We start from the raw sequence: 20468 nt of genomic DNA on the forward strand, positions 1-20468 counted from the left end.
CAAAATTGTGTTTCATCTATTTCAATGAAACTTTATTCATTCACGTATTGCTTGTTCAGTTTTCAAGGTTCATATCGTTCACTATTTCGGTAAGCGACTTTTAATAGTTTAACACCATTCTCTGTCGTTGTCAATATCAAAATAGCAACTTTTAAATTTTATCATATCTTTAAGACACTAGTCAATATTTTTTATTATTAACCCGTCGCCCTAACGACTTTATCTATAATATCACCCTATTTCATTTTATGCAATACCTTTGTTTAAAAATTTAATAAAAAAGTTGTGAATGCGACACACAGCAAGCCAGGTATTCCTAAAAACGTTATTGTTAATATTGAAAAAACGTTAATTGGTAGTACGATACCTTGCATTGACAGCAATAAATGAGCGCCAAATAAAATCAATACTGCAAAAGCTAATTTAAACCATATTACAGCTAACTTTTCAAATATAAAATTCCAATTTAACTTACTTCCTATAAATAAAACAATAACTAAAATTAAGCTAATACTGAGTACTTTATAAATACCAATCCACTCCTTATATATGTATTCAACAGAACATATGCAAGAATAGTGATAATTATTTCTTAATTTAAGCACTTTTACTTTCTACATATACATTAGTAGTAACTAAAGGGACTGTACAAAATTTAATAGGAGCTGTTGAGTCTCAACAGCTCCTATTTTCATTTTATATTTACCCGACGAATTCTAGCTTCCTTAAATAAGAAGAAGTGGACACTCTCAGCAGCTTTTCTTTGTGCCTCCACATCTAAATTAAAATCATCTGATAGATCTTCAATCACTCTAGCATTATGCCAGTCTTCTTTTGTTCCCTTTATAAGACTCACTAATTTTTCATCGAATTCTTTTTTCAATTTCCCTTTTCGTGAAAAGAACATGTTTCACACACCTTATAGCTCGCGTCTACCTTCTAACGCTTTAGATAAAGTAACTTCATCGGCATACTCTAAGTCGCCACCTACCGGCAAGCCGTGTGCAATTCTTGTTGTTCGAATACCAGATGGCTTAACGAGGCGAGAAATATACATCGCCGTTGCTTCCCCTTCAATTGTAGGGTTTGTTGCTAAAATAAGTTCCTGCACTCGCTCATCATGAAGTCGCGTTAATAAAGAAGCAATATTAATATCTTCTGGCCCTACCCCTTCAATAGGCGAAATTGCACCATGTAACACGTGATACGTTCCATTATAGTCACGCATTTTTTCCATGGCAATAACATCTTTCGGGTCTTGTACTACACAAATCATCGATACGTCACGCTGCTTATCTGAGCAAATATGACATGGATCAATATCTGTAATATGACCACATTGCGAGCAATACATTAAATTACGCTTTGCATCGACTAATGCCTTTGCAAATGATAAAACTGTATCCTCTTTCATTGTTAATACAAAAAATGCCAGACGAGCCGCAGTTTTGGGCCCGATACCTGGCAGTTTCATAAAGCTATCAATAAGCTTTGAAATTGGTTCAGGATAGTGCATATTGTACCTCCTAGAATGGAAGGTTTAAGCCTTGAGTGAATTTACCCATTGTTGAGTTAGTAGTATCTTCTACTTTTTTCAATGCATCGTTTGTTGCAACAACGATTAAGTCTTGTAACATTTCAATATCCTCAGGGTCTACTACAGACTCATCAAGATTAACTTCAAGAATTTCACGTTGACCGTTAACGATAACTTTCACCACACCGCCACCTGCAGAGCCTTCAAATTGCTGTGCATTTAAAGCTTCTTGTGCTTCCATCATTTCCTTTTGCATTTTTTGCATTTTTTTCATCATACCTTGCATATTACCCATTCCACGCATAGTTAAATTCCTCCTATTTAATCAATTATGCCTTAGCTAACTTTTGTCTAGATTTTCTCAAGATAGCTATTAACATTTAACCGTTGTAACTACATACAAAACGATTAACTAACCTGTGTCTTGCAAACTTCTCTTCAAAAACTGTGACATCCGCTAAAGGCTTTATTTTGATTCAGCGGTTGCTTGGACATCCACTGAATTAAATACTAATTAAGCATTCATCTCGCCATTTAGATAGAGACAGGAGTATTCTGTACCCGAATCTTTGTTTTCGGTGCAAAAGAAATTTACCCAATCAAAAAGATTACTCTTCGATAACTTCAACAAAATCTTTACCGAATAGCGCTTCCGCCTCTACTATAAGAGGATCTTGCGATGCTATTGGTTGCGCATCGTCAATAAATGGCTCTGCTACATTCTCAACCTGTTCGGATTTTTTAGCATTCAAACCGTTATCACGAATAAAGTTTTCTCGCAATTCAAGCCAAGAGCTTTCTGGAATACATAACACTTCATACATAGTACCAATTTGAGCAGCTAATGTTTGTGCAAACATTGTTAACAAAGAACGATTTTCAGCCACCATTTGACAATGTATATCATACTTGAATTTTAACACAAAAGCACTTGAAGATGCTGCAACTGGCTCCGCTTCTGCTAGAAGTGCAGCTTGTGATTTTTGCAGTTGATTTAAGCTATGTGCCCAAGCTGATTTGATTTTTTGAATACCTTCCTTTGTGGCATCCTTCAATACTTCCTGGATTCGTCCTGTTTGCGGCTTAAATCCATTCGGTGTCTTCGCTCTTTGTCGGGGAGGCTGTTGTTCTTGCTGTTGCGCAGGTACACCGTTCGCCAATTGCTCAGTTAGCTGCTGAACTAATCGCTCTAATGTTACCACTTTTTCTTCTAACGCCGAATTAACCCCTACTGTCGCCGTAGGGCTTGACGTAAATTGCGTTATTTTTAATAAAGCAGTTTCTAAATAGATTTTAGTGTGATGAGAGAATCGCATTTCCTGCTGTGTTTGCGCTAATGTATCAATAAAGCTATACAGCGTATCTGCTGAAAATTGCTGTGCTAATTGAATGAATCTATCCTCTATTGTAACAAGCTCTAGTAGCTCACTTAAATCACCTTCAGTTTGTAATAACAATAAGTCTCGGAAAAAAGTAATGAGGTCTTCTGTTAAACGTAATGGCTCTTTACCATCAGCAACTAGTTGCTCTAATAATAGCAATACTTTCGCCACATCTTTTTGTTGAATTGCAAGTGTGAGCTCATAAAAAACATCTTGACTAACGGAGCCTGTTACAAAAAGTGCATCCTCTACTTTTAATACATCCTTACTAAAAGACACAACTTGATCTAGCAAACTTAATGCGTCACGCATTCCTCCAGCTGCAGATTGTGTAATAACCTTTAATGCTTGCTCCTCAAATGGCAGATCAATATCCTCCAAAACAACTTTCATTCGCTCTAGTATATCATTAGAAGAAAGGCGCTTAAAATCGAAGCGTTGACAGCGAGAAATAATTGTTGCTGGCAGTTTATGTGGCTCTGTCGTTGCTAAGACAAATACCACATGCGCGGGCGGCTCTTCTAATGTTTTTAATAATGCATTGAAGGCACTTGTTGATAGCATATGTACCTCGTCAATAATATAAACTTTGAAGCGCGCATTTGCAGGTGTAAAGTGGACTTTTTCAATAATATCACGCATTTCTTCCACACGGGAGTTAGAGGCTGCGTCAAATTCAATTATATCCGGATGTGATCCTTCTGTAATGCTTATACATGTAGCGCATTCATTACATGGCTCACTTGTTGGGGCATGCTCGCAGTTTAGTGTTTTCGCAAAAATTTTCGCTGTACTCGTTTTTCCTGTACCCCGTGGGCCAGAGAAGAGATAGGCATGTGTTGTTTTATTTGCGAGGAGGGCATTTTGTAGCGTTCTTTTGACATGTACTTGCCCTGACATTTCCCGAAAAGATTGAGGGCGGTAGACACGATAAAATGCTTGATACGTCAATGGTTTCCTCTCCTTTGCTTGAATTCACTAGCTATAGTATAGCATTAATTGCATCTTGCGCGTAATTACAGATGGATTTTTTCGGACAGCTTAGTCGACCTCTACTTTGCCCTTTTTTAAGTCTATAATATGCTGTAGTACTCTTGTTCATCTATTGAATTAATATCATTGACCCGTAACACCCGTCAGTGCTTTTGGGTCAACCCGATATTGATTATTCAATCTGATTTAGTGTCTATTTAAAATCTGTGACATCCGCTGGGGCGTTTATTTTGATTCAGTGCGTGTTTGTACACCCACTGAACCATAGAAAACAAAATATAGCATTCGTCTCACCACCTGTAGAGGTGGGAGTTTTTTACTGAATCAAGATAAAAAAGCGCATCCATCATGATGAGATGGATGCGCTATTATTGGCAATTTAATGCCGTGCACCTTCCTTCGACAGCCGCACATAAGCGTTACTCTTGTCGACAGCTCAGGTTAGGCTACCCCGCGGCACATGAGTGAAACCACTTAATGCTGCTTCCTTCCGGACCTGACATAGTTCATGGGTACCCATTGCGCAGGACCCAACCGTCAACACTACGTGCAAAAGGCAGACCAAACAATACGGACAGCCTCAGAAAAGGAATTCAATCTTGCTAGAGCGGATTGCAAGTTACAGGGCACCGCTACCTCCCCATCTAGCACGGCATTTATAAGTATACTCATATGCAACAAAAAAAGCAACGGATTGCACCCAGGAATTTATTGTTTATCTTATGTTCAATAGAAGAACCATTTTCTATAAGTTATGAGATGAATGCGTATTATATTTTCTTTGAATCAGTCTTTGATACAAGTAGTAATATTTTAAATTAATTTTTAGCGCGAAAAACAGATCTAGAATTAGCCAAGACATCATCGATTATATTTTTAAATAATTTTCCTAAAAAAGCTTGACCAGCATCTCAATACATGATATTCTAATTCTTGTCGATAAGACATCTATACGGAGGAATACCCAAGTCCGGCTGAAGGGATCGGTCTTGAAAACCGACAGGCGGGTTAAACCGCGCGGGGGTTCGAATCCCTCTTCCTCCGCCATATTTTTTAAATGTCAACCGTTACATATGTAACGGTTTTTTTATTATTACAGCAAAAAAGGCAATTCAGAAAAAAATACCTTTCTGAACTACCCCAACTTTTATTTTAAATATTCGCTAGAAACTTGGGCTTCTACAGTGATCGTAGCATATATTTTTATGTGGCGAGTCACGATGCCGCCATCCTTGGCACAAAGGGAGTGTCTGAAAAGTTATTTTCAGACACTCCCCCCTTTCTATTGGCGAATATATTCATTGCTTACAAGTGAATCCTGCAATATATCTGTTGGTATTTCAAATTCTACTACTCCCATATAACCTGGAGCAACTTCGTATTTATCAAAGACGATAACAAGCTTACCTTGTTCAGTAATGTAGAAGTTTTGATTAGATTTAATTGTTGTGAAAAGCTCAACTAAACTTTCATCTTCAAGACCAGCATCACTTACCCAGTACATTTTATCCTGGTTCGTTGCTTTCATCTCTTCACGCATTTGCCCTGCAATGTAACTGCTAATTTTTTCGACATATGCATCATCTTTAAATAAGCTTGGTAAAGTAATAACAATTTCTTTTTGCTTATCAATCGTATCATATTTCATAACTGTCGAGGAGGAACCTACCATTTCAACTACATAGCGACCAATTGATAAAATTTGATCTGTATCTGTCGCTACAATATAGCCACTATCTACACCAAGATGTCCACCTTCATTTTCATTCATCCAGTCTACATCTTCTTTAAATTTCTCGAATAATTCTTTACCTTCAGCTGCATACTTTTCATTTAGTGCAGCAATTTCTTCTGATTTCCCACTAATTTTTGGTACATCTATATTTGCAGTATAAGTATCCTCTTCAACCTCATAACTAACAAAGGTTAGTACGCTTACCACATCACCAATAATAGGTACACCTACTAAATTTTTAGCCATTGTAGGATTAATATTTAAACCCGCAGTAAATAAAGCTGTCGCTGCGACTGCACCTAAAATCCATTTTGGTGCACGCCTTTTTGGTCTTTGCTTCAAACTCGCTTCTACTAATGAATCAAGGTTTTTCGGTATAGGTACACTTTTATATTGTTCCTCCAACTTTTTTAAACGCTCATCCATCTTTAAAACCCTTCTTCCTCTTGTAGTTGTACTTTTAATAGCTTTAGCGCTTTATACAATCTAGATTTTATTGTGCTAATATTTGTATCCAACACACGCGCAACATCTTCAATTTTTAAATCCTCAAAATAACGCAAGATAACTACTTCCCTGTAAACAGTTGGTAAACTATCAAGAGCTACCTCTAAGTCCGTATTTTCATACGAATCAAATTGCTGTGGCGTTAGTAGCATGAGTTTATCGTCTTCCATTAAATGTTGACGCTTATGCTTCCGAAGAAAATCGATAGCTGTGCGCACGACAATTTTATAGAACCAACTTTTCATTTGATCCTCATTTTGTAATGTATGAAGAGATTGTAGTGCTTTTTGAATGCTGTCCTGCACAACATCTAGTGCGTCTTGCTCGTTTTTTGTGTAACTATAAGCAAGATAATAAAAACGCTCCTTGTTGCTTCGGATAAATGTAACTAAATTTTGTTCCGCGCGCGAATTACTCATTTCCGAAATACTCCTTTTATCAATGTATACAACTACTAGACGGATAGGTTTATAGAAAAGTTTAATGCAAACACAAATTTTATGCAAAGCTATAAGCAATTAGTTACGCCTCGGCTAACTTAAGTCCAGATTTTTTCGAACTGAGTGGAAGTTAATCTAAAACCGTTATGTCGTGTGATAATGATTAACTGACCTGCTTCGAGCGGACCTGTCCGCGGGATGTTTGGACACCCACTGATTTATAAAAAACAAAATAGGTATTCGTCTCACCATATAAAAAGGTAGGGGGTTTACTGTATATATTGTTGAATCAAAATAAAAAAAGACGGGAATTATCCCGCCAAAATCTCTATTATTTGCTGTGGTGATGTCGCAATATGTAGTAAGTTACGTTGCTCTACTCGTATAAATCCCTCATCAAGCATCTTTTCAAAATGTTGCGCTATTGCATCATAAAAGCCGTTGACATTGTATAAAATAACAGGCTTTTCATGTAAGCCGATTTGTGCCCATGTGAACACCTCAAAATACTCATCAAGCGTGCCACAGCCTCCTGGCAAAGCAATAAATGCATCAGCTAATTCCACCATCTTTGCTTTACGCACATGCATCGAATCAACAAAATGAATTTCCGTTAAACTTGTATGAGCAATTTCGCGCTTTTGTAAATGTGTAGGCATCACACCAATTACTTTTCCTCCTGAGTGTAGCGCTGCATCTGCAACTTGTCCCATCAGGCCAATATTTGAGCCACCATAGACAATTCCATGTCCAGCATTCGCCAGCACTTCCCCTAACTGCGCTGCCGCCTCCTTATATACCTCAGATTTCCCCATTTGTGAGCCACAATATACTGCTATATTCATTAAAATGCACCTTCCTTTTCTTCTATTATATTAATAGACAAGGTAGGTGCATGACTAGTTGCAAGAGAAATTTTTAACGAAATGATAACATTCTAATGCAACAAAAGCTTATTTTATTTCGGTTCCCCAAGATCAGCATGATCTGAAGGACTAATCTCATGGTGAACTGGAACACTCACTAATAATAAAGCTAGTACTAAAATCCATTTTTTCATTTTGCATAACCCCTTTATTTTTTAATATGGTGATACTTTTTTAACAACTCATATGCCTGTTTATATTTGCGTTTTTCCTCTAAATAAGGAATATAATATTCGAGTGCCTCTAATAAATAAATATCCTCTTTTTCTTCTCCCAAACAGCTAATTGCTTGTAAAATATATCGCTCAAATTCATCATTTTCCTGCTGTTGACGAGCAAGTTTTGCCTGACAAAAAGTATAAAGCGAGCGAGGTATAATAGTTTTGTAACGATCTAACTCAAGGCATGCTTTTTCTAAGTAACCTTGCTTAATATAAATTTCTATTACTAAATAAATTGTTTTGACTTTATCTATTTGTGGAGCATCTTTTCTAAGCTCCAAACAATGCAATAGCATTTTTTCAGCTTCTTCAAGGTTATCCTGTTCAAAATAAGCAAACCCTAAATTATGATAGAGCTTTCCTATAATTAATACATCCTTTAACTGAATTAATTCACTTAGTGCAATGCCATATTGATAATACCTTTGTGCTTGTTGATAATCTTTTTTCTTTTGAAACAATACACCAAATAAATTATAGGAATGAATCGCATCTACCCACTTTTGCATACGTAACTCATAATGAAGCACTTTATCTAAATTTTCACATGCCTTTTCTATATCACCTAGTCGGTAATAACACATTGCTAAATTATAGTGAATTGGCACTTGGTCCGACATATCATATGAGCTACTCAATGCTTGTTGATAATGTCTCAAACTTTGTTCAAAATCCTTCTGCATTAAAGAATATGTGCCGTATATTTTTAAATATTTATACTGTAGCTCTGGAGGCACATCCTGTAAATGTATGATACCTTGTATTTCCCTCTCAAATAACAATTTCGCCTCATCCTCTTGATGAAGCTTAGTATAAACATCAAAACGAATAAGGTTTAAATCTAATTCCTGCCATACAGATGAAATATATGCAAGCTTCTCTTGGTAACTATTTAAGATATCTTGCGCCTCTTGTAGTTGGTGATTTTTCATACAATTAGATAGACGTTCAATAATTGTTGCAACTTCCGCATCCTCTTCGTAAAAATCACTTAAATAATGCGGTGGTACTTCCATTCTTTCTGCCATCAATTGCAATGTCTCTGTCGGGGGCTGGAATCTTCCTTTTTCAATATTGCTAAAGTGAGAGTTGGAGACAATACCTGCATAAACATACTCACGAGAAAACCCTCTTAGCATCCTTATTTTTCGTATTCTATTACCTATATGCAAAAAGGCTCACCTCATTTTAGTACGCTGAAATAATAGCTAAAATCAAATAGTAAGGCACTGTCTAAATTATAGCATAATTTAACAATACTAAAGTATTAGCTATCTCCAACATCTGACAAAAACAATCCAGAAAATGCATATTAAATAACGTTATTTTTGAATTATTTTGTAAAAACGCAAAATATTTCGCTTTTACTTTGATTTAATTAGATTATTTTTTATTTGTTTTATTTTTATTACGACTACAATTTTCCAGATTAATTACACCTTGCCTAACTCTAATTCATGTTTTTTTCGAACTTGCAAAGGAAACCTCTTCGAATTCTGTGACATCCTATGTGGCGTTTGGAACAACATGACATTGGTCACTTAGTCGTTGCGTGCATGGGTCGTGTTCTTAAACTGAGTCCCTATATATATTTTTCAACGTATGTTTGTACAACCACCCCTAGAAAATATAGCATTTATCACGCACATAGCATCTCCATTGAAATGGACGCTACTTTAATAGGTTGTACAGGAGCATCTATGCCCTTCCTGTTATAATAAATGTAATATAAACTATGAGGAGGATGACCAAAAATGTTAACACTTTTCTACCTATCGTTAACGGTTTCAATCGGGGCATTGTTAGTTGGATTAGCTCGATTATCTGGGTTATTTATCGGTGTAAGTGCAATTGCATTCGTGCCAACAGCTCTGTATTTTTTAGTCGGGGCAAATAACGCTTATCAATTCATCGCACTAACACCTGTTGTACTTCTTGTAGTCGCTTTTTTATTAGAGTATTTGAAAAAAAGAATGTTGGGATTAAAAAAAGTGTGAGTTCCACTGAGCTCACACTTTTTCTTTATTTATTCATATTTGGCTTCACATGCGCTGGAATTGGATTTACGTATGAACCATTAGTTTGAACGGCGTGTTCTAGTTTCGCCTTTGTGATTAGCTTTGGCTCCTGAAGTAAATCAAACGCTGTTAATGCCATTACTTTTGCTGCATATAATAAGCCTTTATGAGCGATGGATGTTTTTCCTTGAGATACAACTTGCCACGTATGAAGAGGTGTGCCGAAAACAAAGCAAGGTGTGAAGCATTGAGCGGTTGGTACAGCCCAACTTACATCCGCTACATCCGTTGAACCCGCCATCGCTTTATTTGATTGCTCATAAGGTAGTACGATATTTAAAAATGAGCTATCCATCTGGTCAAGTGCGGTGTCGATATTATACGTTCCTGCAATATCCTTGACATCATTTTTCACTGCTTGTATTTCATTTAACGTTAGCGTTTGTGTCATTTGCTTAGCATATGCGAGCTCCTGCTCCGTATATTTCGGCAATCCTACAGCCTCTAAATTTTTATATAAAAGTTGATTGATTGTATCGTTCGGCAAGTAATTGGAGCAGGCTTTATCAAACTTCACTTTAACCTTTGTTTCTGTCATCAGCGCAGCTCCCTCTGCAATTTTGACAACACGCTGATAAATTTGCTCAACTTCCTTAATATCCTTGCCACGAATTAAATATAATACTTCTGCATTTGCTTGTACTACGTTCGGTGAAATACCACCTGTATTGGTCACCGCATAATGAAGACGCACATTTGATGGCACATGCTCGCGTAAATAGTTAACACCTACATTCATCAGCTCTACCGCATCCAATGCGCTGCGTCCAAGCTCTGGGGAATTCGCTGCATGTGCTGCAACCCCCTCAAACTCAAAATATACTTGGTAATTTGCAAGAGAAGAACGATTACAAACACCCGCATATGATTCTGGATGCCAAGTTAATGCGATATCAACATCTTTGAACACACCTTCACGTACCATAAATGTTTTACCAGAGCCTCCTTCTTCCGCTGGACAGCCGTAATAATGTATTTGCCCCTGTATCTTCCCTTCAGCAATCCATTCTTTTAATACCATTACAGCTGCAATTCCTGCTGTGCCTAATAAGTTATGTCCACAGCCATGACCATTTGCTCCTTTGACAAATGCTTCACGTTTCGCAGCTCCACCTCTTTGATTTAAGCCTGGTAATGCATCGTATTCACCCAAAATTCCGATAATCGGTCCTTTTGCCCCATACTTTGCTACGAAGGCTGTTTCTATTCCACCTAAACCAGTCTCTATCTCAAAGCCATTTTCCTTTAGATAAGAAATTAATAATTTTGCTGATTGATGTTCCTCAAAGCGTATTTCTGCAATTTCCCAAATCCGATCAGATAAAGCAAATATGTCTTCTTCATATTTAGTTAGATAAGATTCAAGCTCTTGCATCGACGCAAGCGCTGTTATTGCCATTTACTTTTCCTCCTCGCCAAGATGTAATAGAATATTCAACCATATTTCAATAGCGGGTAGCATATCTTCCTCACGTATATCGAAGCATTCATTATGATGCCCCGCTGCTAAATCTGTGCCTATAATAGAATATGTAGCTAAACCGCCACTACTTTGTACTTTTCCCATTAAATATGTAGCATCCTCTGAGCCTGCATTGAAGTATTGATATTCAATGGTTGGAATGTTTAATGCTTTCGTTACTTTCGCTAATTGTTCAGCTAACTTTCTATCTGATGGTACACTTATCGCACTTCCAACCTTTTCATAGCTGACTTGAATGTCATACATTGTCGCAATGCCATCTAAAATATTGCGCATCTGATTTTCATAAAAAGCATTGATTTCTGTTGTTTCTCCTCGCAATTCAAGTTGCATTTTGGCATTTGGTGCAATAATATTACGTCCTGCTCCCGCGTGCAATGTCCCAACATTTATGCGACTTGAACCATCGCTATGTGGGGGTAATGCATGTAAAGCAAGAGTGGCCTGCGCACTTGCAAGAAGGGCGTTTTTCCCTTGCTCTGGAAAGGCTCCCGCATGTGCGGCAAGTCCTTCAAACGTCACATCGTATTTCGATGTTGCTAAAAATCCATCCGTCCCAGCAACAAATACCCCCTTTTCAACGCCTGTTCCGATATGTAAGGCAAAGAAATAATCAATTTTATCAAGTAAATCAGAAGCGACAATCGAGGCTGCACCACGCACACCTTCCTCTGCTGGCTGGAACAAAATTTTAATCGTCCCTGTCAGGTCATCGCGATGTTTTATTATTTGCTCAGCGAGTCCAAGCCCAATTGCCGCATGACTATCATGACCACAAGCATGCATATAGCCTTCGTTTAGTGAACGGAAATCAAGCTGCTGCGGCACATGGCTTTCATTCATCGTCTCTAAAATTGGTAACGCATCAATATCTACACGATATAATACATTCGGACCAGGCTTACCTGTTTCAAGAACAGCTAATGCCCCTGTGTAACCACCTTCCATTTTAGCGAGCCATTTTTCATTAGCTCCAAGACTTTTTGCCTTCTCGAAAAACAGCTTCATATCTTCCTTGCTAGGAAGCCCCATGCGCTCACCTACGACTATATCCTTACCCACATGTACAGTATATCCCCACGCCTCAAGCTGATCAGCGATCTTTGCCGTTGTACGGAACTCAAGCCAGCCCGGCTCAGGATAGCGATGAAAATCCCTACGCCACTCTGATAATACGTCTAAATAACTTGCTGATAATTTAATCATAAACAATGCCTCCCGCTTTAAATAACTGACCCTAGGTTCAATTTCAATATTTAATATTACTATCATCCACAATATAATAATCGGAATATATGAAGTTTTCTGAATACTATTAATAAAAAATATTTCTAATTACGAAATAAATTACACTTCTATAAACTAGCTTCGTTTAAATCACTTTTCAAAATTTGTATTGCCCAAGAAAGTTTTATCTTAATGATTACCATATTTGATTTTCATTCATTACTATTATATAACTTTTCTCCGGCTTACTTCCTTGTATAAAGTATGTTATATAGGAAAAGTACCGATATATTTTAACTTTTTAAAAATTGTACCATTTAAGAGATATCTCCATTTGAAATATTTTTCTCTAGTTTTTAATTAGAGGTGAAATGATATGTCAGATTTTTTAAAGCTAGTAGGAGAACAGCTTCGCACAATTCGTTTGGCAAAGGGAATGAGTCAGGAAGAAGTAGCTGAAAAAACTGGGAAAATCGGCTTTAGTAAAGGACGCATTTCGAATATCGAGAATGGACAATCTAATATTACATTAAGCACATTGGAAATTTTGATGAAGGCGCTGGAAATTTCTCCAGATGAACTGTTTAATTTTCAACAGCTTTCTGGTATTACAGATATCGAGGAAAAGAATTTGATGCTTAGTATTCATCATTCATTACTAAGAGAGCGCAATTTAAATGAAGTAAAGTATGTTATGCGTGTTACAAAAGAGTTTTTGGATACAATAGATGCTGAAACAAAAAAGAACAACACGAAATAGCCTACAACTATTTCGATGTTGTTCTTTTTTAATCAATGACATTGCTTGTCACAGTAACTCAAAGTGATAATCTTTTATCATTAGTTTCGCCAATAACATTATTGTGAACTTTTATTTTCTTAAATGACTTGTTTGTGGCTGTCGCTTTGCTTTCGCCACAGTAACTAAAAGTAATTGTCTTTTATCATTTGTTTCGTCAATAACATAATTGTTGGCCTTTATTTTCTTAAATGCGATGTTTGCGACTGTCGCTTTGCTTTCGTCGCAGTAACTCAAAGTGATTGTCTTTTATCATTTGTTTCGCCAATAACATTATTGTTGGCTTTTATTTTCTTAAATGCGATGTTTGCTCCATCATGTAGGCTATGCGTTCTACGATGCTTTCAACTTGATCTGGATTTTCCATTAAATCGTAGTCGTTAATATTTAAACGTAGTACAGGACAGGCGTTGAAATTATTAATCCAGTTTTCATAGCGTCCGTGCATTTCGAACCAATAGTCATGTGGTGTTTGTTGCTCCATCGCACGACCGCGCTCTTGAATGCGGCCGATGACATCTTCAACAGGCCCTTCTAAATATACTAATAAATCTGGATGTGGGAAGTATGGTGTCATGACCATCGCATCGAACAAGTTTGTATATGTTTCATAATCCGTTGGGCTCATTGTCCCTTTATCATAATGCATTTTCGCAAAAATACCTGTATCCTCATAGATTGAACGGTCTTGAATAAAACCGCCACCATATTCAAAAATGCGTTTTTGCTCCTTAAAGCGTTCTGCTAAAAAGTAAATTTGTAAATGGAAGCTCCATTTTTCAAAATCCTCATAAAACTTGTCCAAATATGGATTCGTATCCACTTTTTCAAACGATGTGCGGAATTTTAAAGCTTCTGCTAGCGCTTTCGTCATCGTTGATTTTCCAACACCTACTGTCCCTGCAATCGTAATAACTGCATTTGTTGGAATCCCGTATTTTTCTCGTAAATTAATCACTGCTGTATGCTCCTTTGTTGTAACTTTTGCTCAATAATTTGTAGTACTTCTTTTAAATCTGATTTATTTTCTACAAAATCAATTTCATCGCCGTTTAGCTGTATAACAGGAATTTCAGGATGCGTCTTCACAAAATGCTGAATAAATTCATGATAATCTGCTGCTAGCTGCTCCATATATTCTCGTGTAATATTTTTTTCAAACTCACGACCGCGCTTCGCAATTCGCTTCATCAATGTGTCGACACTTGCATGTAAGTAAACGACCATATTTGGAACTGGCATGTCCGCAGTTAAAATATTATAAATCGCTTCGTATTTATCATATTCTGTAGGCTGTAGCGTACGTTTTGCAAAAATTAAATTTTTGAAAATATGATAATCAGCTACAACTGGCTTTTGTTCCCCTGCTAAGTATTGCTTAATATCAGAAAGCTGCTTATAGCGGTTGCATAGGAAGAACATTTCCGTCTGAAAGCTCCACTCCTCAATATTTTCATAAAATTTCCCTAAAAACGGATTTTCATCAACAATTTCTTTTAGCAAATGATATGTAAAATGCTCTGATACAGCGTTAGATAAAGATGTTTTCCCAACACCAATCGGACCTTCTATTGTAATAAATGGAACTGACACAAAAAGTTCCTCCCCTTAATTTCAAATTCGTCAATGCTTTTCATTGTATCATAGACACGATAAATTGTGTGAGAATTGTGTGTGTATCTGGCACTCTGTTACAATGAAGATAAGGAGCGAAAAAGTATGAACATATTTGAAAAAGATCGTTATTTTATGCAACAGGCTCTTATAGAAGCACAACATGCAGGAGCTAAAGGGGAAGTACCAATTGGAGCTGTCCTTGTATATAATGGAGAAATTATTGCACGAGCCCATAATTTACGTGAAACAACACAAAATGCAGTTACACACGCAGAGCTATTAGCCATTCAACAGGCATGTGAAAAAATCGGGAGCTGGCGCTTAGAGCATACGACTTTATACGTTACATTAGAGCCTTGCCCAATGTGTGCAGGCGCAATTTTACAATCGAGAGTGCCGCGCGTTGTTTATGGTGCACGCGACTTAAAGGCAGGCTGTGTCGATTCATTGTATAGATTGCTTAATGATGAACGTTTTAACCATGAATGCGACGTAGTTGAAGGTGTTTTAGCTGAGGAATGCGGGCAGATTTTAACGGATTTTTTCCGTGCATTACGAGCGCGCAAAAAGGCCAAAAAACAAGCGCAGCAACAGGAGCTACAATGACAACAATTGGCTTTATACGACACGGCATTACAGCGTGGAATAAGGAAGGTCGCGAGCAGGGGCAACTAAATATCCCCTTACATCAGGAGGGTATTATAGCTGCTCAAATATTAGCGAAAAGATTGGCTAATGAGCAATGGGATGCTATTTTCACAAGCCCTTTAGCACGCGCTCAGCAAACTGCTGAAATTATCGCACAGCAGCTTCCATTAAAAATAGATGCACGATTATGTGAAATTGGAACAGGTTTAATAGAAGGTACAACAGAGCAAGAGCGTATCGCAAAATGGGGAGTGCACTGGAGAGAAATGGAGCTAGGTATTGAAAAAGAGCAAGAAATTCTTAATCGCTGTGAAGCATTTTTAGAATACATAAAATGTGAATTTCCAACAAATCGGGTACTTGTCGTTAGTCATGGCGATTTGCTACAGCGATTTTTTCAGCTTCTGCTTCCTGAACAAAACCTTCCACGCATGCATAACACGGCATTAACAATAATCGAGCTCACAAAATTTGAAAATAAGTTACTGCTATTCAATTGTACAAAGCATCGAAGGTTGGTAAATCGGATGTAGGAAGTGAAAGATTCTTATTTCTTTTTGCCGATGCAAAGTCCATACTAATTATCGGTACTATCGGCGTATTACTTACTATAATATTTTTGGGTGTCATATATTTCAAAAGTAAATAGCGGGGTTGTCTTAAAAGCAGGTTGACGCGCCGCTTGTCGGACAATTTTTCGCTAATCGATTGAATTGTTAATAATCTAGAAATCCCTAAAAATATACAAAAAGATAATCGGCATTCATAGTTGAATACCGATTCTCCACCTTACAGCAAATGCGCTGCTACTATAAAACTCGCCTCAGTCTTTTCCTGAATTTCCTGTACTGAGCTACCTTCCATTACTTCGATTAAAACCATGCCCTCTTCCGTAAAATCAAAAACTGCTAAATCGGTAATTAAACGATGCACAACTGCTTTTCCTGTTAAAGGTAATGTACATTCCTTTTTAATTTTCGATTCGCCATGCTTATTGACATGCTCCATAATGACAACAACACGTTTTGCGCCAACAACTAAATCCATTGCGCCACCCATGCCTTTGACCATTTTGCCTGGAATCATCCAGTTTGCTAAATCTCCTTCCTGCGAAACCTCCATTCCTCCTAAAATTGCTAAGTCGATATGACCACCGCGAATCATCGCAAATGACGCGGCACTATCAAAAAAAGCAGCCCCGCGCGCAGCAGTAACAGTTTCCTTCCCCGCGTTAATTAAATCCGCATCTACTTCCGCCTCTGTTGGATATGGTCCGATGCCAAGTAAGCCATTTTCTGATTGTAATAATACATTAACATCTGCCGGCAAAGCATCTGCAACAAGTGTTGGAATGCCGATACCTAGGTTCACATACATACCGTCTTTTACTTCTTGAACAGCACGCGCTACAATCAATTGTCTACTATCACGCATTTCAAATATCCCCCTTCACAACACGTCGTTCGATGCGTTTTTCGTAGTTTTCCCCTAGCAAGACACGTTGTACATAAATGCCTGGCGTGTGAATTTCATCTGGATCAAGCTCGCCCACTTCAACGATTTCCTCCACTTCTGCAATTGTAATTTTACCAGCTGTCGCTGCAATTGGATTAAAATTACGCGACGTTTTACGGAATACTAGATTGCCCATTGTATCTGCCTTCCAAGCCTTTACTAATGCAAAATCACCAACAATGCCTTCCTCCAGCAAATATTCCTTACCATCGAAGACTTTTACTTCCTTCCCCTCTGCGATTGGCGTACCAACCCCAGTTGCTGTATAAAAGCCTGGAATACCCGCACCACCTGCACGAATGCGCTCTGCAAGTGTACCCTGTGGTGTCAATTCAACCTCTAGCTCACCACTTAAAAATTGCTGCTCAAAAATTTTATTTTCTCCCACATAGGATGCTACCATTTTTTTTATCTGCTTATTCGCTAGGAGCAAGCCTAATCCCCAATCATCTACACCACAGTTATTACTAACAACTGTTAGATTTTTTGTTCCTTTATTTTTTAATGCCTCAATCAATTTTTCTGGAATACCACAAAGCCCAAAGCCACCAACGATTAATGTGCTGCCATCCCCAATATCTTCCACAGCCTCACTAAAAGATGACCATACTTTATTATTCGCCAATACAAACACCCCTTTTCTGTATTACTTAACGAAAATTCTACCTTACGCACGTTTTTCAGTAAATGAATAATAGCATTTTTATTTATTCCTTTTTAGAATAATTATAAATCACTTTCCCTACCTTCCCCAATTAGCTTTAAAAATTCCTTTTGTGCATAGGATTGATATGCATTTTTTTTCGTAATAATTGCTAAGCTCCATGGCAAATGTACTCCTTCGATTGGCACGATCTTTACATTGCTATTCATTTGTTTTTCATAAATCGATTTAGGTAATAATGTCACTCCTAAATTAGAAGCTACGAGTTCTATAATTAAATCCCATTGCGAGCTTTTATAACTTACATTTGGCTGAAATCCCGCTGTACGGCACTTTTTTATAATGTAATCATGCAAAGCAAATTCTTCTGTAAACAAAATGAATTTTTCTTGCTTTAAGTCCGCTAGAGATATAGATTCCTGATTAGCTAGCGGATGTGCCTCATGAAGAAAAGCATAAAATGTATCCTCTATAAAAGGAGTAACAGTAAAATGCTTCTCATCTGTTGGTAAAACGACAAAGCCTACATCAATTTGCCCGCTATCTACTAATGGAGCTATGGCCTTTGCGCCTCTTTCAATGAGCTGTAATTGTACATCAGGATAGCGTGAATGAAAGTCACGTGCAATTCGCGGGAAAAATAATGTACCGATTAACGGAGGAATTCCTACTTTAATCACACCAGATTTCATATTCATTAAGTCATCTAATGCAATATTTAACTCTTCTACGGCTCGAAGTATTTTATGGCTCTGCTCATAAACTAGCACTCCTACATCCGTTAAAATAACATGTCTTGTAGAACGGTCCAACAGCTCAACATTTAAAGAATCTTCCAATCTCTTAATACTTTTGCTAAGAGATGGCTGCGAAACAAAGCTTTCATTTGCCGCTTTCGTAAAGCTTCCATTTTCTACAACTGTAATAAAGGATTTTAAGTCTTTAAACTCCATATCAAAGCTCCTTTTGATTTATTCTAATTTGGTATAATCATCATTCTATTTAGTCGTAAGATGCTTAAATTTACTATAGCATATTACTATTGCTACAAAACAAATATCGTTATTTAAAACCTCCATCTGAAATCTGCGACATCTATCAGAGACTTTGGGCTAGCCCTTGTACATATGTATGGTACTATCAAGCAGAGTTCCTTTATAAAATTATTATTGTGAAATCATTTATAAAAAACATAGATTCCCCTCCTTTTTTCTACCTTATAACTCAATAATTCTCGAAAATTCAATTTTATAATTTTATTAATGACATTTTTCTGTAATATGAATATAGAACATCACAGCTAGCTTAAACGCTGTTTCACAAGGGGGATATCTTTATGAAGTATTTAACGCGCTTTGCTAACGCATTAATGGATAGGTTTTTGCCTGATCCATACATATTCGTAGCTATTTTAACGGCACTTGTTATGTTGCTTGGCGTAACATTAACAGATTCTTCACCACTCGACATGGTAAATTATTGAGGGAATGGAATTTGGGGATTACTAGCCTTTACGATGCAAATGGTAGTCGTATTAGCTGCTGGTCATGTACTAGCTAACAGCCCTGTATTTAAAAAAGGGCTATCCTCTGTTGCCAGTAAGATTAAAACACCAACAATAGCTATTATTACAGTAACATTCGTTTCACTTGTTGCTTGCTGGATTAACTGGGGCTTCGGTTTAGTAATTGGAGCTTTATTTGCAAAAGAGATTGCGCGTTATGTAAAGAAAGTAGATTACCGTTTATTAATCGCAAGCGCTTACTCTGGGTTTGTTATATGGCATGGTGGATTGGCAGGTTCGATCCCCCTTTCTGTTGCAACGGAGGGACATCCATTCGCAGATATTATGGGTGTTGTGCCTACTACAGATACATTATTTACACCGTATAACTTATTTATTGTTATCGTTATTTTATTTACATTGCCTTTATTTAATCGCTGGATGATGCCAAAAGGCGATGATATTGTAGAAGTAGATCCCGTACTTTTAGCTGATGAAAAGGAAGAGTTACCTGAGCCACAAAATACTTTCGCTAGCCGTGCTGAGCGTAGTTACTTGATTACAATTTTTGTTGGTTTAATCGGGCTCGTATTTTTAATACACCATTTTAGCACAAAGGGCTTTGTGTTAGATTTAAATATTGTTAATACGATTTTCATTGTATTAGGAGTTATTTTCCACGGTACACCACAACGTTTCCTTGCAGCAGCACAACAAGCGATTAAAACGACAACAGGTATCGTTTTTCAATTCCCGTTTTATGCAGGGATTATGGGGATGATGACAGCATCAGGATTAGCTGCTGTATTTTCTGAATGGTTTGTTAATATTTCAAATGAGCATACATTCTATTTATTCACATTTTTCGCGGGTGGCTTAGTAAATATTTTTGTACCATCTGGTGGTGGGCAATGGGCTGTTCAAGCACCTATTATGCTTGATGCTGCTACAGCAATTGGGGCAGATTATGCAAAAACAGCTATGGCTATCGCTTGGGGTGATGCATGGACAAATATGATTCAACCGTTTTGGGCATTGCCAGCATTAGCAATTGCCGGCTTAAGAGCCAAGGATATTATGGGCTTCTGTTTATTTATCCTTATTTTCACAGGTATCATAATTAGTATTGGCTTTTTATTCTTTTAACTCAAAGGGGTGTCTCAAAATAACTTTTCAGACACCCCTTACAAAT

Annotated in this window: 19 protein-coding genes, 1 tRNA gene, 1 other RNA gene and 1 pseudogene; 6 read left to right on the plus strand and 16 right to left on the minus strand. The window is 37.3% G+C overall.

Annotated features, from left to right (window positions below; translation table 11 throughout):
* Positions 1-691 precede the first annotated feature (691 nt).
* The 5 genes from TY13_RS19145 to ffs form a co-directional block, all read right to left on the minus strand.
* The gene (locus tag TY13_RS19145; RefSeq protein WP_042479242.1) at positions 692-907 is read right to left on the minus strand and encodes a YaaL family protein; all 216 of its coding nucleotides are present in this window, start codon (positions 905-907) and stop codon (positions 692-694) included.
* 12 nt (positions 908-919) lie between these two features.
* Entirely contained in the window at positions 920-1516 is a 597-nt protein-coding gene (recR, locus tag TY13_RS19150; protein ID WP_042479245.1) for a recombination mediator RecR, read from the minus strand.
* 10 nt (positions 1517-1526) lie between these two features.
* A complete protein-coding gene (locus TY13_RS19155) occupies positions 1527-1841 on the minus strand; it encodes a YbaB/EbfC family nucleoid-associated protein (RefSeq protein WP_042479248.1) in 315 nt (104 codons plus the stop codon).
* 304 nt (positions 1842-2145) lie between these two features.
* Positions 2146-3870 (minus strand): DNA polymerase III subunit gamma/tau, encoded by a 1725-nt coding sequence (gene dnaX, locus TY13_RS19160; RefSeq protein ID WP_042479250.1) that lies wholly within the window; start codon positions 3868-3870, stop codon positions 2146-2148.
* A 427-nt stretch (positions 3871-4297) separates the two neighbouring features.
* Positions 4298-4565: signal recognition particle sRNA large type (gene ffs, locus TY13_RS20365), an RNA gene on the minus strand.
* 301 nt (positions 4566-4866) lie between these two features.
* Here ffs and TY13_RS19165 point away from each other — a divergent pair.
* Positions 4867-4959 (plus strand) — tRNA-Ser (locus TY13_RS19165).
* Between the two features lie 235 nt (positions 4960-5194).
* Here the strand turns inward: TY13_RS19165 and TY13_RS19170 are convergent.
* The 4 genes from TY13_RS19170 to TY13_RS19185 all read right to left on the minus strand — a co-directional run bounded on the left by TY13_RS19170 (position 5195) and on the right by TY13_RS19185 (position 8913).
* On the minus strand, positions 5195-6073 hold the full coding sequence (locus TY13_RS19170; protein WP_042479251.1) for a DUF3298 domain-containing protein: 879 nt from the start codon (positions 6071-6073) through the stop codon (positions 5195-5197).
* A 2-nt stretch (positions 6074-6075) separates the two neighbouring features.
* Positions 6076-6573, minus strand: a complete 498-nt coding sequence (locus TY13_RS19175; protein WP_042479253.1) for an RNA polymerase sigma factor — start codon at positions 6571-6573, stop codon at positions 6076-6078.
* A 332-nt stretch (positions 6574-6905) separates the two neighbouring features.
* Entirely contained in the window at positions 6906-7439 is a 534-nt protein-coding gene (locus TY13_RS19180; RefSeq protein ID WP_042479255.1) for an LOG family protein, read from the minus strand.
* Positions 7440-7668: 229 nt separating this feature from the next.
* Complete coding sequence (locus TY13_RS19185; protein ID WP_268258016.1) at positions 7669-8913, minus strand: helix-turn-helix domain-containing protein; 1245 nt, start codon at positions 8911-8913, stop codon at positions 7669-7671.
* Between the two features lie 582 nt (positions 8914-9495).
* On the opposite strand from TY13_RS19185, the gene TY13_RS19190 reads away from it, so the two are divergent.
* Positions 9496-9738, plus strand: coding sequence for a hypothetical protein (locus TY13_RS19190; protein WP_042479260.1), 243 nt, complete (start codon positions 9496-9498; stop codon positions 9736-9738).
* Between the two features lie 25 nt (positions 9739-9763).
* Here the strand turns inward: TY13_RS19190 and TY13_RS19195 are convergent, their stop codons facing one another.
* Both TY13_RS19195 and TY13_RS19200 read right to left on the minus strand, forming a co-directional pair.
* Entirely contained in the window at positions 9764-11218 is a 1455-nt protein-coding gene (locus TY13_RS19195) for a M20 family metallopeptidase (RefSeq protein WP_081797052.1), read from the minus strand.
* Positions 11219-12508, minus strand: a complete 1290-nt coding sequence (locus TY13_RS19200) for an amidohydrolase (RefSeq protein ID WP_042479263.1) — start codon at positions 12506-12508, stop codon at positions 11219-11221.
* 397 nt (positions 12509-12905) lie between these two features.
* Here TY13_RS19200 and TY13_RS19205 point away from each other — a divergent pair, with 397 nt between their 5' ends.
* Positions 12906-13289, plus strand: a complete 384-nt coding sequence (locus TY13_RS19205; protein ID WP_042479265.1) for a helix-turn-helix domain-containing protein — start codon at positions 12906-12908, stop codon at positions 13287-13289.
* A 325-nt stretch (positions 13290-13614) separates the two neighbouring features.
* On the opposite strand, the gene TY13_RS19210 is transcribed toward TY13_RS19205, so the two are convergent.
* Complete coding sequence (locus TY13_RS19210) at positions 13615-14283, minus strand: deoxynucleoside kinase (protein ID WP_042479360.1); 669 nt, start codon at positions 14281-14283, stop codon at positions 13615-13617.
* The gene (locus TY13_RS19215; protein ID WP_042479266.1) at positions 14283-14921 is read right to left on the minus strand and encodes a deoxynucleoside kinase; all 639 of its coding nucleotides are present in this window, start codon (positions 14919-14921) and stop codon (positions 14283-14285) included. The genes TY13_RS19210 and TY13_RS19215 overlap by 1 nt, the downstream gene beginning before the upstream one ends.
* Before the next feature lie 126 nt (positions 14922-15047).
* Between TY13_RS19215 and tadA the strand changes: the two genes are divergently transcribed.
* Together tadA and TY13_RS19225 are read left to right on the plus strand one after the other, a co-directional pair.
* Positions 15048-15551 carry a tRNA adenosine(34) deaminase TadA gene (gene tadA / locus TY13_RS19220; protein WP_042479268.1) on the plus strand — a complete coding sequence of 168 codons (504 nt, stop codon included), beginning with the start codon at positions 15048-15050 and terminating at the stop codon, positions 15549-15551.
* Entirely contained in the window at positions 15548-16126 is a 579-nt protein-coding gene (locus TY13_RS19225) for a histidine phosphatase family protein (RefSeq protein ID WP_042479270.1), read from the plus strand. The genes tadA and TY13_RS19225 overlap by 4 nt, the downstream gene beginning before the upstream one ends.
* Positions 16127-16382: 256 nt before the next feature.
* On the opposite strand, the gene TY13_RS19230 is transcribed toward TY13_RS19225, so the two are convergent.
* The 3 genes from TY13_RS19230 to TY13_RS19240 all read right to left on the minus strand — a co-directional run bounded on the left by TY13_RS19230 (position 16383) and on the right by TY13_RS19240 (position 18725).
* On the minus strand, positions 16383-17027 hold the full coding sequence (locus tag TY13_RS19230; RefSeq protein ID WP_042479272.1) for a CoA transferase subunit B: 645 nt from the start codon (positions 17025-17027) through the stop codon (positions 16383-16385).
* Position 17028: 1 nt separating this feature from the next.
* Positions 17029-17733, minus strand: coding sequence for a CoA transferase subunit A (locus TY13_RS19235; protein WP_042479273.1), 705 nt, complete (start codon positions 17731-17733; stop codon positions 17029-17031).
* 101 nt (positions 17734-17834) lie between these two features.
* Positions 17835-18725: a LysR family transcriptional regulator gene (locus TY13_RS19240; protein ID WP_042479276.1), complete on the minus strand. Its 891-nt coding sequence runs from the start codon at positions 18723-18725 to the stop codon at positions 17835-17837.
* Between the two features lie 383 nt (positions 18726-19108).
* Between TY13_RS19240 and TY13_RS19245 the strand changes: the two are divergent.
* Positions 19109-20422: pseudogene (locus TY13_RS19245) on the plus strand (short-chain fatty acid transporter).
* Positions 20423-20468: the final 46 nt, after the last annotated feature.

It is taken from the genome of Bacillus ndiopicus, from assembly GCF_000612805.1.
Classification (GTDB): Bacteria; Bacillota; Bacilli; order Bacillales_A; family Planococcaceae; genus Metasolibacillus; species Metasolibacillus ndiopicus.